This is a genomic window from Helicobacter anseris, assembly GCF_003364335.1.
GTDB classification, from domain to species: domain Bacteria; phylum Campylobacterota; class Campylobacteria; order Campylobacterales; family Helicobacteraceae; genus Helicobacter_H; species Helicobacter_H anseris.
The window spans coordinates 80,135-94,668 of sequence record NZ_NXLX01000003.1 but is presented as its reverse complement, the minus strand read 5'-3'; the positions used below and the strand labels follow the sequence as shown (position 1 = coordinate 94,668).

Here is a 14,534-nt window from a genome sequence, read left to right as displayed (position 1 = left end):
TACTTCATCAAGCTTTGTTGATAATGATTTTTGAATAGCTTAATGAAAGGTTTTTTGATTAAAAATTTTAGATATGAATTGGAAATTCTATCAGAAAAGATGCAAAAAAACAAAAAACCAAGATATTGATTCTTGATTTTTGAAAAAAAAGTGTGTAGAATATCGCGTTTTTGAACAAAAAACATTAACAAGATTAAATTTTAGGGAGGATCCTTAGTAATGAATAAGGCAGAATTTGTAGATTTGGTAAAAGAAGTTGGTGATTATGCGACTAAGAAAGATGCAGAAACTGCAGTAAATTCTTTTGTTGCTGCTGTTGAGAAAGCTTTATCAAAAAAACAAAGTATTGAACTTGTAGGTTTTGGTAAATTTGAAACAGTATTACAAAAAGGAAAAGAAGGGAAAGTTCCTGGAAGCAATAAAACTTACAAGACTGCTGATAAGATGGTTCCTAAGTTTAAGCCAGGTAAAGGTTTGAAAGATTTGGTAGCTAAGAAGTAAGCATTTTTCCTTGTCGCAATAAGCGACAAGGGATCCATCCCCGTAGCTCAGCTGGATAGAGCGTACGATTCCTAATCGTAAGGTCGTGGGTTCAAATCCCGCCGAGGATACCATATTATTGTGAGATATCGTACTGTCTAGCACTCTTTATTTCAGTGTGCTTTTATTTTAAGTTGTTTTGGAGTTTTTGATTTTATGAACAAGATAGAGCAAACATTGTCTATTATAAAACCTGATGCGGTTAAAAAGTCTGTTGTTGGAAAGATTATTGATCGATTTGAAACTAATGGATTGAGAGTGGCTGCTATTAAGAAGATGCAATTAAGTAAAAAAGATGCAGAACAATTCTATTCTGTCCATAAAGAGAGGTCTTTTTTTTCTGATTTAATACAATTTATGATTAGCGGTCCTGTTATTGTAATGGTTTTAGAGGGAGAAAATGCTGTATTAAAAAATAGGGAGCTGATGGGTTCTACAAATCCAAAAGAAGCCAAGAAGGGAACTATTAGAGCAGATTTTGCTGATAGTGTTGAAGCAAATGCTGTGCATGGAAGTGATTGTTTAGAAAATGCAAAAATAGAGATTGAGTTTTTCTTTGCAAAGAATGCGGTATATTAACTCAGGTTTAAAAAAAGAATTGCGTAAATAATTGTTTCTAAAAATGAGGGTATCTTTTAGGAAAATTACTCAAGAAAAGAAGAGATTTGTTTTAGAGCAAGATGGTTTGAAGTTTGAGTGCGAGATTTATAGAAGAGATTCTCATACTTGTATATTAGATGGGTATATAACAGGAAAAGTTACTTTATGTTGTGATATTACTGGGGAAGAGTTTGAGAAGGAAATTGCTCAGAAGTTGGTTTTGTATATTGCAGATGGTTTGTGGAATTTACAAAGTCAATTTAAAGAAGATGCTATTGATGTTATAGAATTCTTTGATGGCTTTATTGATATTGCATATATCTTTTACAGTGAAATAGAACTGATAAAATCAGATTATCATATTAAGGAGTAAGACATGGCAGTACCTAAGAGACGTGTAAGTAAAACTAGAGCAGCAAAGAGAAGAACTCATTATAAAATTGATTTAAAGATTCCAGTAAAAGACAAGGATGGTACTTGGAAGATGCCACACCATAGAAATAAATTTAGTGGTACTTATAATTAATTTTTTTATTCTTGTGTTGCATAAGTGAGAAAAATTTATGTTTAGGATAGCTATTGATGCAATGGGGGCTGATAGTGGTATATTTCCAATAGTACAGGGCATTAAACAAGCTTTTGATAAAGAGGATTTTTTTGCGTATATTATTGGCAATTCTGTGCAAATAGAAAAATTTTTAGGAGATTTTTCTAGAGAACATATTGAAGTTATACATTGTGATGATTATATTCGGATGGATGAGCAGGCTTCAAGTGCTGCTAGAAGAAAAGATTCTTCTATTTTTATTGCTATGGAAATGTTGAGAAATAAGCAAGTAGATGCTCTAGTTTCTGCTGGACATAGTGGTGCTACTATGAGTTTGGCAACTTTGAGACTAGGAAGAATATCTGGGGTGAATCGACCTGCGATTTGCACTATAATGCCTACAATTGCAGATACCCCGAGTGTTGTTTTAGATGCTGGTGCTAATACTGATTGCAAGCCTATTTATTTGCATGATTTTGCACTTATGGGATATGAGTATGCTAAAAATGTTTTAGGGTATGCAGAACCAAGAGTGGGGTTACTTGCAAATGGAGAAGAGGATACTAAGGGTAATGAATTAACTAAAGAAACCTTTAATATCTTGAAGAAATATCCATTTTTTAATGGCAACGTAGAGGGGAATGATATTTTTAATGGAAGTGTAGAGGTTATTGTGTGTGATGGCTATACTGGAAATATTGTTCTGAAGACAAGTGAGGGTGTTGCAGATTCTGTAGTTTCTTTATTGAAAAATCAAATTAAAAAATCTTTCATAGGTATGCTTGGTGCCATATTATTGAGAAATGTTTTTAAGAGTCTTAAGAAAAAAATGGATTATGCTGAATATGGTGGAGCGCCCTTGCTTGGTGTAAATGGTAATGTTATTATTAGTCATGGTAAAAGTAATGCAAGAGCAATAGAAAATGCTATTTATCAGGCAATTAACACCATAAAAGCAGATATGCCAAATAAATTAACACAGGTTTTTGCGAGTAATAAAAATAATTAAGGAGTGTTTGTATGTTTGCTTCTCTTAAATCTATTGCTTCATTTGTTCCTAGCAGATGTGTAAACAATTTTGATTTTGAGAAAAGTATTGATACAACTCATGAATGGATAGTTGAGAGAACTGGTATATATACAAGACACTTTGCAGAGGACAAGCAGTTTACTAGTGATTTGGCAGTAGAGGCTGGAAAAAAAGCCATAGATAGAGCTGGAATTAAAAACAGTGATATAGATATGGTTATTGTTGCTACTTTGAGTCCTGATTTTTTGGGTATGCCATCAACAGCTTGTGTTGTTGCGAGCAAATTGGGTATTACAGATAAGCCAGCCTTTGATATATCTGCCGCTTGCACAGGATTTATCTATTTATTGTCAATTGCAAAATCTTTTATTGAAAGTGGAGCATGTAAGAATATTTTGATTATTGGATCAGAGAAGATTAGTTCCATTTTAGATTTTAACGATAGAAGTACTTGCGTGCTTTTTGGTGATGGCGCTGGTGCAGCTGTTATTGGTGTAACAAAGGATAAAGAAAAATCTATTTTGGATGTCCATGTTTCTTCAAATGGAGATTATGCCAATTTGCTATATACCCCGATTGCTGATTCAAAAAGTGCAGTGAAGCAATGTTTGAATATGAGGGGTAATGAGATTTTTAAAATTGCAGTTAAGACTTTGACAAATGATGTGGAAATGATACTTAATAAAAATAATCTCTCATCAAAAGACATATTATTCTTTATTCCACACCAAGCAAATTTAAGAATTATTTCTGCAGTTGCCGAACGCCTTTCTTTTCAAAAGGAGCAAATAGTGCTAACAGTGCAAAAATATGGTAATACTTCTGCTGCTAGTATACCGATGGCAATGAATGATGTTTATGAGAGTGGAAAGTTGAAAAATGGTGATTTGATGCTTTTGGATGCCTTTGGTGGAGGACTTACTTGGGGATCGGCTTTGGTAGCATTTGATGGTATTAGCTAAAAATTATTTGTTTTTATGATTTGTTCTTGAGATTTAAGTAAAAAATAATAAGCTTTTTTTTATAATTACGCTTGCCTAGATAATACGTGTTTTTTATTTTGTTCGTCTATATGGAATTTATGTTTAGACTAAATAGTAAATTTTGTGTGTTCGGTATTTTTGTTTGAGGCTTTTATTAAGTTTAGAATCTGCCGCCTGATAAATTTCTTTTGGTCTTGTTTTTTGCTTTAATGGGCTTTACATTTAAATAGCGGTTGTCTGGGTATTTATGGAGGTATAAGCAATGGAATATAAGATTCTGATTTTAGGCAATGGTGGAAGGGAGTATGCTATCGGATTGCATCTATTAAAAGATAGTAGATGTAAAAAGTTGTATTTTGCTCCTGGCAATGGAGGAACATTTCATATTGGAGAAAATTTTTCTTTTTCTACGCATCAAGATTTAATAGAAAAGATTCAAAAATTTGATATCAATCTTGTAATTATAGGGCCTGAAGCTTATATTATTGATGGTATTTCTGATTCGTTGCGTCTAGCTGGTATTAAAGTCTTTGGACCTAGTAAAAAAGCCGGTATTCTTGAGGGATCTAAGGCATATATGAAAGATTTTATTACACGCTATAAAGTGCCTACAGCATCTTATATTCAAACATCAGATTTTATTAAAGCAAAGGAATTTTTAGAAACTTTGCAATCACCATATGTAATTAAGGCTGATGGTTTGTGTGCTGGAAAGGGAGTGATTATTACATCTAATAAGCAAGAGGCATTACAAAGTATTCAAGAGATGCTTAGTGGTGAAAAATTTGGTAACGAGGGGAAGTGTGTTGTTATAGAAGAATATCTTGATGGTATAGAACTTTCTGTTTTTGCAATTTGTGATGGGAAGGATTATGTTTTATTGCCTGCTTGCCAAGATCATAAAAGATTGCTAGATAATGATATGGGGCCAAATACAGGTGGGATGGGGGCTTATGCTCCAGCACCATTCTGCGATGATAATTTGATGAAAAAAATTGCTAATAAAATTATTCAACCAACATTGGATGGACTAAAACAAGAAAACAATCCTTTTGAAGGTGTATTGTTTGCAGGCATTATGGTTAGGGATATCAATGGGGAAAAGGAACCTTTTTTATTGGAATATAATGTAAGATTTGGAGATCCTGAATGTGAAGTATTGATGCCATTGCTAAAAACACCGTTGATTGATATTTGTGAGAGTGTTATAAAAAGAGAGATAAAAAAAGTTAAAATCGAATTTTATGAAAAAAGTGCTTTAGCGGTTGTTATTGCTTCAAAGGAATATCCTTATACTCAAGCAAAACCTCAAAAAATTACTTTTAATAATTATGATGAGAGCTTGGGACATATTGTATTTGCTGGGGTCACAATGCAAGATAAAAATATGATTGCAACTGGAGGTAGGGTATTATTGAGTGTTGGCATAGGAGAGAATTTAAAAATAGCAAAGGATAATGCATATCAAATTATCAAATCTATTGATTTTTCAGGTATGCAGTATAGAAGGGATATAGGACATAGGATTGATGAAGTATGCAAATAAGTGATGAAAAGTTAGAGGAAATCTTATTTAGAGAAGAAATTCGCATATCTTCATTTCAGAGACGTTTATTTGCTTTTTTAATTGATGATTTTTTAATGACAATTTTATTTTTCTTTCTTTTCTTTAATTCCTTTTATGCTTTGAGAAACAATCCAGAGGCTATTGTGGATTTGTTGAAAGAAACTTTTTTTTATTTGGTGCTTTTAAGAAGTGTATATCATAGTTTATTTACTGCTTTGTATGGTGCTAGTATTGGAAAAATACTATTGAAGATAAGAATTATTAGAGTTGATACATTAGACAATCCTAATTTATTGGATGCGGTGGTAAGAACTTTTTTTAAAGAGATTGGACAAATGTTTTTTTATGTGACTTATTTTTTTGCTTTGGGGGATAAGTTTGTTAGAACACTTCATGATAGAGTTGTAAAGACAATAGTGATAATGCAGGATTGATATTTGAGGTTTTTAAGTATTTGTATCGCCTGTCTTGCTTTGTTGTATGCTGAAGTGGGTGTGCAAAAATTTGATAAGGACAATAATAAAATATTTGAATTGCTTGCAGATAATGTATATACAAAAGATGATAAGGTATATGCCTCTGGTAATGCAGTGGTGTTTAATGGAGATTTGTATATTATAGCCAATCAAGTAGTTTATGATAAGAATAATAGGGTTTTGGATATTAAGGGAGATGTGAAGATTTACAAGGGGGGGAGTATATTTGCAAAAACCAACTATGCTATGATAAATATGGATGAAGATTATGGAATCATTGAGCCTTTTTATATACAAGAGAGTCAAAGTGGTATGTGGATTGGTGCAGCACAAGCGCAAAATAAACAAAAAGTTTATTCTTTTAAAAAAGCCATGATATCTGGTTGTAGTATTGAGAGACCTATTTGGTATATGAATATTAGTTCTGGTAGTTTTGATAGTGAAAATTCTACATTAAGTGTTTGGAATCCCACATTGTATGTCGGCGATGTTCCTATTTTTTATTTTCCTTATTTAACGCTTTCTACAAAAAATGAACGATCAAGTGGTTTTTTGTATCCACAATTTGCAACTTCAAGTAGAGAAGGCTTTATTTTTGTCCAGCCTTTTTATATAGCTCTTCAGGATTTTTGGGATATGACTTTAACACCACAAGTTAGAACAGATCGTGGTATAGGTGGTTCTATAGAATTTAGGGCTGTTGATTCTAAAGAGGATAAATTTTTATTTAATATCAAATACTTTTTAAATAAAGATACATATGTGCAACGCTATGATTTAAGAAATAAGCATATATTTGGATTTGATTTTCTGCATTCCAGTGATAATCCTCTAAAAAAATATTTTGGAATGAAAAAAGATTTAGATAATGGTGTATATCTTGATTTTTTATATATGAACGACTTGGATTATTTACGTTTTGATAAATTTAATGCAAGAATTACAGATGGCACTAGAATTTCAAAGGCAAACTTTTATATTCAAACACAAGATCATTATTATGGTATCAATTTTCGTTATTTTCTAAACTTAAATAAAATTAACAATGATACCACCTTTCAATCACTCCCAAACCTTCAATACCATAAGTATTTAGATTCTTTGTTTTTTAGAAATTTTCTTTATTCTATAGATTATCAAATGAAAAATACTTATAGGAATCTAGGGTATGGCTATGTGGAAAATAGTGTAAAAGTTCCACTTGGATTGCAATTTGCCATATTTGATCAATTCTTATCTTTTGGATTATGGTCTGATATCTACGCTAGTAATCTGAGTATTTACAATACACAAAAAAGTTATATTGATTCAGATATTACTACGGGCAAAAGTGGTAATTTTATTTCTGCTAATTATACTTTTAATGTAAATATGGATTTAGCAAAAGATTATAATAAAATTTTTCATGTGATAAATCTTGAGGCAATTTTTACGGCACCATATTTTCAACAATCTAGTGGTCTGTTAGATAGGACTTTTTTGGCAGTAAATGATTATACGAGTTTTTATAATAAGGCGACAGGGCAATATTTGATAAATGGCAAATGGTATGATGATGTTTGGAATCCTGCTATATTGAGTGATTATGCCACAACAACAAGGAAGCTAGATTTAAAGCTTAATCAGTATTTTTTTGGTTCTAATGGAAGGGAATTGTTTTATTGGCGTATTTTTCAGAGGCTAGATTTTGATGATCCGTTTTCCTATTATAGAAATCCATTGCAAAATAAGGTTGGTTTTTCTCCCATTGAGGGATTGGATTTATCAAGTATTTTATCTTACTCATTTTTTTATCAAAATTTACAGGAATTATCCATTAGTGCGAGTTATAATAGGGCATATTTAAACACATCTTTGACGTATTACATTAAAAATCAATTTAATGATATTACTACGCTAAAGCAAGAGACAACAGCAAATTATCTTAGTTTTAATTTTAGTAATGATTTTGGTTATTTTGGTCTTAATGCATCCATTGGTGTAAATTTTAATAATCTTGTCAATAGTAATAATTATTATGATGCATTAACAAATTGGTCATTTGGAATTTTTAAAAATATTCGTTGTTTTGGTATTGGATTAAAACTTGCAAGTCAAAGAACTCCTATATTGACAAATGATACAACTTCTGGAGGCTATGCTTCTAGTGTTTTGAATAATACTTATGTGAAATTTGAATTTAGCTTCTCTCCACTCACCCAAACTGGACTTACATATCGGTTTTACAATAAATGATATGGCATAATTATAAAAAAGATAAAAGGAATAAAAATGCATAGTATTGATATTGTTTTGGAACATTGGAGGGAAAATTTTAAAGTTGATTATGTTGCAAAACAAGCTAGTGGATCTGTTTTGTATCAACATCAAGATACGGTAATTTTAGCAAGTGTTGCTATAGGAGATGAAGATATTGAAGGCGACTTTTTACCTCTTAGTGTTCAATATATTGAGAAAAGTTATGCTGTGGGAAAAATACCTGGAGGATTTATCAAAAGGGAAGGAAAACCAAATGAATTTGAGATTCTAACTTCCCGTTTAATTGATAGAAGCCTAAGGCCATTATTCCCTAAAAATTACAAGAAGCAAACACATATCAGTATTTTTGTTTTGAGTTATGGTGGTAAAAGTGATTTGCAAGTTTGCGCTCTTAATGCAGCTGCTAATGCGTTGTTGATTTCAGGTGTTCCATTTGCTATACCTGTTGCTGGTGTTAGAATAGGATTGATAGATGATTGTTTTGTTTTTAATCCTAATGTTGATATGTTGCAAGATTCTAAAATTGATCTTTTTATATCTGGTAGTTTTAAAGATTTGCTTATGATAGAAATGAAAGGTGGAAGCACAAAGGAAACAGGTATTGATGAGAATCAATTATTAGAAGCAATTGATTTTGCGATGTGTAAAATCAATGAGATAAGTTGTTTGTATCAAGAGAGACTACACGGATATAAGCGCAAAGATTGTGTAATATTAAGCGATGAGGTTTTGTTTAATCAGGATATTTATGATTTTTTACAAAAAGAATATACCCCAACACTAAAAAATATTCTTAATGCCATGGCAAAAAGCGAGAGAAATACTCAATTGCTGGAACTTGCTAATATTATTTTTAGCAATAATCAGGAAAAATGGAGCTTGGCAGAAATAAACTTTAACTTGCAAAAATATAAAAAACAGCTTGTAAGATCGCAAATTTTAGAGCAAAATATTCGGGTTGATGGTAGAAAATTGGATGAAGTGAGACCTATTGAGATTCAAACAAATATTTTACCTTGTGCGCATGGAAGTGTTTTATTTACCAGAGGACAAACTCAAAGCTTGGTTGTAAGCACAATTGGTAGCGATAGTGATGCGCAGAATAGAGAACTATTGAGTGATACTAGTGCACAAAAAGATTATTTTACTTTTCATTATAACTTTCCAGGATTTAGCGTAGGAGAGGCTTCAATGATTGGGAGTGTGGGTAGAAGAGAGCTTGGACATGGAAATCTTGCCAAAAAAGCCTTAGAGGATAGCATTGTTCATAAAGAAAAAACAATCAGATTGGTATCAGAAATTTTAGAATCCAATGGTTCAAGTTCTATGGCTAGTGTTTGTGGAGGATCTTTGGCATTATGCGCAAGTGGCATTGAAACAACAGGATTGATAGCAGGCGTGGCAATGGGTCTTGTTCTTGAGGATAGTAAATATGCAATTCTAACTGATATTATGGGACTAGAAGATCATGATGGGGATATGGATTTTAAGGTTGCGGGAAATAGAAATGTGATTACAGCAATGCAAATGGATATCAAGCTTGGTGGGATAAGTCTGGAGATTCTAAAAGAGGCTTTATTGCAAGCAAAAGAAGCAAGAGCTCATATACTTTCAATTATGGAAAAAGCCAAACAAGATATTGTTTTAAATAATGCAATTTTGCCAAAAGAAGAAGAGTTTAGTGTCCCACCTAGTAAAATAGTAGAAATTATTGGTAGCGGTGGCAAGGTTATTAAAGAAATTATAGAAAAGTTTAATGTAAGCATTGATTTAAATAGAGAGAGTGGTAATGTGAAGATTTTTGGCAGTAATGCAGAAAAAGTCTTACAAGCCAAAGATTTTATTTTAATTCTTATTGGTGAAAAAATGCCTTATAGTGAAGGAGAGGTTTTTGAAGGGAGTATTAAGAAAGTTGTAGATTTTGGTGTTTTTGTTTCACTTCCTAGGGGAGGTGATGGATTATTGCATATAAGTAAATTTGCTCAAAATAAGACACAGAAAGCTAGTGATTTTTTTCAAGAAGGGCAGAGAGTATGTTGTAAGATTTTGGGATTTAATAAAGGAAAGATTGATTTGGATATTGAAAAATGATTTTTTTAAAGTTATTTTTATGTTTTTTTTGAGATAATAGGGTTTTTATTTTTTCGAGTAGGGGATTGATCCGAAAGAAATATTTAGGAGAATAAAATGAAAGTTATTTTTACAATTCTTTTTGGTTTAGTAGGTTTTGCTTTTGCAGATGATAATACACAATTGATACAGGCTTTTTCTGTTTTAGCTGCTGTTGTTGGTTTAGGTATAGCGGCTTTGGGTGGTGCTATTGGTATGGGTCACACTGCAGCTGCTACAATATCTGGGACAGCTAGAAATCCTGGTATCGGTGGTAAGCTTTTTACAACAATGTTTATTGCGCTTGCTATGATTGAAGCTCAAGTTATCTATACTCTGGTTTTTGCTGCTATAGCTCTTTATGGGAATCCTTTCCTATAATTTATTAGTAAAGGAGGGGGATTTTGCGCTGATGGTGGAACTGGTAGACACGCCATCTTGAGGGGGTGGTGAGGAAACTCGTGCGAGTTCAAGTCTCGCTCAGCGCACCATATTTATTTAATATAATGCCGAAGTGGTGAAATTGGTAGACGCGCCAGACTCAAAATCTGGTGGAGGCAACTCCGTGTCGGTTCGATTCCGACCTTCGGCACCATTTTATTTATTCTTATCTTGCAATTTAAAAATCCAATTTTTTATTTAAATATTCACCTAATAAAAATTATATTGCTAGCTTTTGTTTATGTTATTATTTAGAAAAAATTTAATGAAGGATGTTGAATGAAATATTCTGATAGGGTTTTAAATTTGGCAGAATCTGCAACTATTGCCATAAGCACTTTGGCACAAAACTTAAAAATGCAAGGCAGAGATATTTTAAGCTTCTCTACGGGCGAACCTGATTTTGATACTCCAGATTCCATAAAAGAAGCTGCTATCAGAGCTATACAAGAAGGTTTTACAAAATATACCCCAGTAGCTGGTATTTTAGAGTTGAGAGAGGCAATAGCACATAAACTTAAAAGAGAAAATGGATTAGAATATACACCTTCAGAAATTTTAGTTAGCAATGGCGCAAAGCAATCTCTTTTTAATATTTTTCAGGCTTTAATAAATAATGGTGATGAAGTTATTATTCCATCTCCTTATTGGGTTACTTATCCAGAATTAGTAACTTATAGTGGAGGAAAGAATATCTTTATTCCTACTTCTCAGGAGAGTGGCTTTAAAATTACCCCAGAGATGCTACAAAAAAATATTACTTCTAAAACAAAAATGCTGGTTTTAACTAGTCCATCAAATCCAACAGGGATGATTTATAGTAAGAGTGAAATAGAGAAACTTTATGAAGTTATTAAAAATACAGATATCATTATTGTTAGTGATGAAATGTATGAAAAATTAGTATTTGATGGTAGTTTTTGCTCAATTGCATCAGTAAATGAAGATTTACTGCAAAGAACAATCACTGTCAATGGATTATCAAAATCTGTTGCGATGACGGGCTGGAGGATTGGTTATCTTGCTTCAAAAAATAAAGAATTAGTAAAACTTATGGATAATCTGCAAAGTCAATGTACTTCAAATATCAACTCTATAACACAAAAAGCCTCTTTGATAGCTCTAAATGGAGGAGTGGATAAAGAGATTGAGGAAATGCGATTGGCATTTTTAGAGCGATGTAATTTTGTATTTAATCAAATAAATCAAATTAAAAAAATAAGCGCTCTAAAACCTCAAGGTGCATTTTATTTATTTATCAATATTCAAGAGACTGGCTTGCAATCTCTTGAATTTTCAAAACAACTTTTAGAAAAATATGGAGTTGCTTTGGTTCCTGGAGTTGCTTTTGGAATGGAAGGGTATGTAAGATTATCATTTGCTTGTTCTATGCAACAACTTAAAGATGGAGTTGAGAGAATTAAAAAATTTATTGATGATTTATAATTAGAAAAATTATTTTTTTCTAATATATCCACTTTGGGTTTCAATAAAGTGATTTTGCTTGTTGAAACTTTTTTCTTCTGCTGCAGGTGTATTTTTGTAAGGACCAAATTTTTCTTTAAAGCTTCTTTGCTTTGGAGCAGATTTTGGTCTGTAGCTTAGAGAGCTTTTTTTCCTTATAGGGGGATTTCCAAATTTATAGCGCAATCCGCCAGAGAAAACCCAATAAGTATTTAAAGCTCCAAAAAATTCTGTTTTAAAATCCGCAAAAACTCTTAAACTATCATTAAAAAACAAAACTTCACCACCAAGACCTAGAGATAATCTATGATCCCCATTTTTATATTCATTATAAAGAGGGATATTAGCATCATCAACAAGCATAATTTTCCCTCCAAGATTGATGTCATAGTTATAGGCAATAAAAGTTTTTGCTAGGACATTAAAATTGTCATATTCATAGCGTTTGACGCCCAAGATTCCAACTGTTGTTATTAAGGCAGGAGATACATCAAGCTTTCCTAGTACATTATAAGAAGAGATTTTGTCTAAAAAATTTAGAGAGTGCCCAGAGATGATTCCAGGGGTAATGGAGAGATAAGGTTGAATATAAAAACTTGTGTCTCTGACATAGCCCACTGATTTGTCATTTCTACAGAATAATTTTCCATCATTTCCTCTTTTACAAGTTTGAATTGTTTTTGTTCTAGGAGTTTTAAAAAAGTAAAAATTATAACCAGCTCTTAGGTTTAAAAGGAGAATATTTCCATAAAAATTGATTGGATCTTGTGCTTGGTAGAGATTATTTTGGAAAGAAGCAAAGATATATTTGATTTTTGCATCCAAAAATAAATCATCATTCTTGATAAAACCAGCATAGGCTCCAAAGCCATAACTAGATACACTACCATCATATCCGGCATCATTACCATAGAGCTTTAAAAAATCAAAACTTCCTCCATAAAAATAGCGAGAATCTTCAAAATTTTTTCCATAATCAAAACCTCCTTGAAAACTAAAGAAGAGATTCTGAGTGCTTTCTTTGTGATCAAAGCTATTGATTCCATAGATACCACCGCCATACATCTTTGCCCAAGCTCCAAATTTTGTAGGAGGAAAGAGTAGGTCTTCTATACGATGATTGATAGAATCTGCATGAAGCCTAAAGATTCTGTAGGGTGTAGAGAGAATGTTAAAGAGTGTTTTTGCAGTTTGATTTGGTGTGAGGGTGATGGCGTCTAAAACCCAGTCTGTTCCGCCATTTTGATTAACTTTTGTTAATATAGGGTCGTAATTGTAAATACCTGTGATAGTTGAAAGCCCAACAAAATCTCCATTAACTGTATCAGCATGTGCGACAACCATATTTTTTCCAGCTACATCAAAGCTAAGTCTTGAGCCATTTTGATAGATTTGGATATATTGAGTTCCATTGAGTTCTGCTGTTTGCACACTATCTACTTGTCCCATTGGAACATCTGCCATTAGCCTAAAAACCCCATTGGTTCCATTAAGACTTCTGTGAATTTCAAGAGTTCTTTTTTGAAAAGTTGCATTGCTTGTGAGTCTTGAGCCACTGCCATCATCTGCAATTTTAATAAAATCTACAACAGCGATATTATCAATATTGTGGTATTGGTCATCTAAATCTGATTTGTTATTATTGGTATTGAGTGTTCTAACTGCAGAATTTGCAGTTAGAATCCATTTGCCTCCTCTATCAAGCAAGAGTTCTGCATTTGCATCTCCTTGTAAGGAGAATCTTCCTTGAAAAAAACTTTGAGGATTGGTAAGATGAATGATTGCCTCACTTGTTGCAGTAGAGGTTTTTTCAACAGCAATATCACCTTTGAGTTGAATGATATTATCTCTATTGTAAGTGGTTTTGGTATCAGGATTGTAGTTCATATAAAAATACCCATCTCCTCCAAGACTAGTGATGCTTCTATATCCTACTCCAGATCCGCTCCATCCTTTTGATTTTTGCATTTTTGAGACATCAATATAAGTATTGCCATTAAACTGATACCCACCCTTGCCATCATTTACATTGAAAATTCCTCTTGTGATATAAAAGTTTTCTGTAGCAGTAACTACCATATCTGTGTTAAATATAAATTTTACAGGTAAGTCGCTATGTGCCCCCCTTGTCATAAAGACACCTTCTACAGGAAGAGTGGAGTTTGGATCTGGAAGAGAGAGGAGATTTAAGACAAATTTACCCCCATTGATAGTATAGGTTTTTCCTCCTTGCCCTCTAAAAAATACTGCTGCCCATCCCCCATAATTACCAGTAGCAGTTACATTTACTGTAAGCGTGGCATTGTTATTGAGTGTGAGAGTATCATAGGTAGCAAAAATTGCACCGCTATAGCAATCGGACTGATCTGGTTGCTTGCATCCGCTAAAACCATTGTTTCCATTATTTGGAGTCCAATCAAGATTAATAAAGATATTTTCTGTTGTATCGCTATTGTAACTTTCTTTTATTTGCACTACATCTTTATTTGTCGCAGCTTGGAGGAAAAAAGACAATGAT

Annotated in this window: 13 protein-coding genes and 3 tRNA genes; 15 read left to right on the top strand and 1 reads right to left on the bottom strand. The window is 32.5% G+C overall.

From position 1 onward, the window contains the following. Positions 1–219 precede the first annotated feature (219 nt). From CQA57_RS02250 to CQA57_RS02180, 15 genes are all read left to right on the top strand, one after another. On the top strand, positions 220–501 hold the full coding sequence (locus tag CQA57_RS02250; RefSeq protein WP_115578616.1) for an HU family DNA-binding protein: 282 nt from the start codon (positions 220–222) through the stop codon (positions 499–501). A gap of 36 nt (positions 502–537) precedes the next feature. Continuing rightward, positions 538–614 (top strand) — tRNA-Arg (locus CQA57_RS02245). Positions 615–705: 91 nt separating this feature from the next. Further along, entirely contained in the window at positions 706–1,119 is a 414-nt protein-coding gene (gene ndk / locus CQA57_RS02240; protein WP_115578644.1) for a nucleoside-diphosphate kinase, read from the top strand. A 43-nt stretch (positions 1,120–1,162) separates the two neighbouring features. Then, the gene (locus CQA57_RS02235; protein WP_115578615.1) at positions 1,163–1,513 is read left to right on the top strand and encodes a DUF177 domain-containing protein; all 351 of its coding nucleotides are present in this window, start codon (positions 1,163–1,165) and stop codon (positions 1,511–1,513) included. 3 nt (positions 1,514–1,516) lie between these two features. Continuing rightward, positions 1,517–1,666 carry a 50S ribosomal protein L32 gene (gene rpmF, locus CQA57_RS02230; protein WP_115578614.1) on the top strand — a complete coding sequence of 50 codons (150 nt, stop codon included), beginning with the start codon at positions 1,517–1,519 and terminating at the stop codon, positions 1,664–1,666. 37 nt (positions 1,667–1,703) lie between these two features. Next, positions 1,704–2,696: a phosphate acyltransferase PlsX gene (plsX, locus tag CQA57_RS02225; protein ID WP_115578613.1), complete on the top strand. Its 993-nt coding sequence runs from the start codon at positions 1,704–1,706 to the stop codon at positions 2,694–2,696. 11 nt (positions 2,697–2,707) lie between these two features. Then, positions 2,708–3,679, top strand: coding sequence for a beta-ketoacyl-ACP synthase III (locus tag CQA57_RS02220; protein ID WP_115578612.1), 972 nt, complete (start codon positions 2,708–2,710; stop codon positions 3,677–3,679). Between the two features lie 283 nt (positions 3,680–3,962). Further along, positions 3,963–5,246 carry a phosphoribosylamine--glycine ligase gene (gene purD / locus CQA57_RS02215; RefSeq protein ID WP_115578611.1) on the top strand — a complete coding sequence of 428 codons (1,284 nt, stop codon included), beginning with the start codon at positions 3,963–3,965 and terminating at the stop codon, positions 5,244–5,246. Beyond that, positions 5,237–5,701: an RDD family protein gene (locus tag CQA57_RS02210; RefSeq protein WP_115578610.1), complete on the top strand. Its 465-nt coding sequence runs from the start codon at positions 5,237–5,239 to the stop codon at positions 5,699–5,701. Before purD ends, CQA57_RS02210 begins: the two co-directional genes overlap by 10 nt. Before the next feature lie 3 nt (positions 5,702–5,704). Next, positions 5,705–7,978: an LPS-assembly protein LptD gene (locus CQA57_RS02205; RefSeq protein WP_115578609.1), complete on the top strand. Its 2,274-nt coding sequence runs from the start codon at positions 5,705–5,707 to the stop codon at positions 7,976–7,978. Between the two features lie 36 nt (positions 7,979–8,014). Then, positions 8,015–10,093: a polyribonucleotide nucleotidyltransferase gene (locus tag CQA57_RS02200; RefSeq protein ID WP_115578608.1), complete on the top strand. Its 2,079-nt coding sequence runs from the start codon at positions 8,015–8,017 to the stop codon at positions 10,091–10,093. Positions 10,094–10,189: 96 nt separating this feature from the next. Continuing rightward, entirely contained in the window at positions 10,190–10,492 is a 303-nt protein-coding gene (locus tag CQA57_RS02195; RefSeq protein WP_115578607.1) for a F0F1 ATP synthase subunit C, read from the top strand. 25 nt (positions 10,493–10,517) lie between these two features. Continuing rightward, positions 10,518–10,602: transfer RNA gene (locus CQA57_RS02190), tRNA-Leu, on the top strand. Positions 10,603–10,619: 17 nt separating this feature from the next. Next, positions 10,620–10,706 (top strand) — tRNA-Leu (locus tag CQA57_RS02185). A 125-nt stretch (positions 10,707–10,831) separates the two neighbouring features. Further along, positions 10,832–11,998 (top strand): pyridoxal phosphate-dependent aminotransferase, encoded by a 1,167-nt coding sequence (locus CQA57_RS02180; RefSeq protein WP_115578606.1) that lies wholly within the window; start codon positions 10,832–10,834, stop codon positions 11,996–11,998. 9 nt (positions 11,999–12,007) lie between these two features. Here the strand turns inward: CQA57_RS02180 and CQA57_RS02175 are convergent, their stop codons facing one another. Further along, entirely contained in the window at positions 12,008–14,491 is a 2,484-nt protein-coding gene (locus tag CQA57_RS02175; RefSeq protein WP_170126804.1) for a hypothetical protein, read from the bottom strand. Positions 14,492–14,534: the final 43 nt, after the last annotated feature.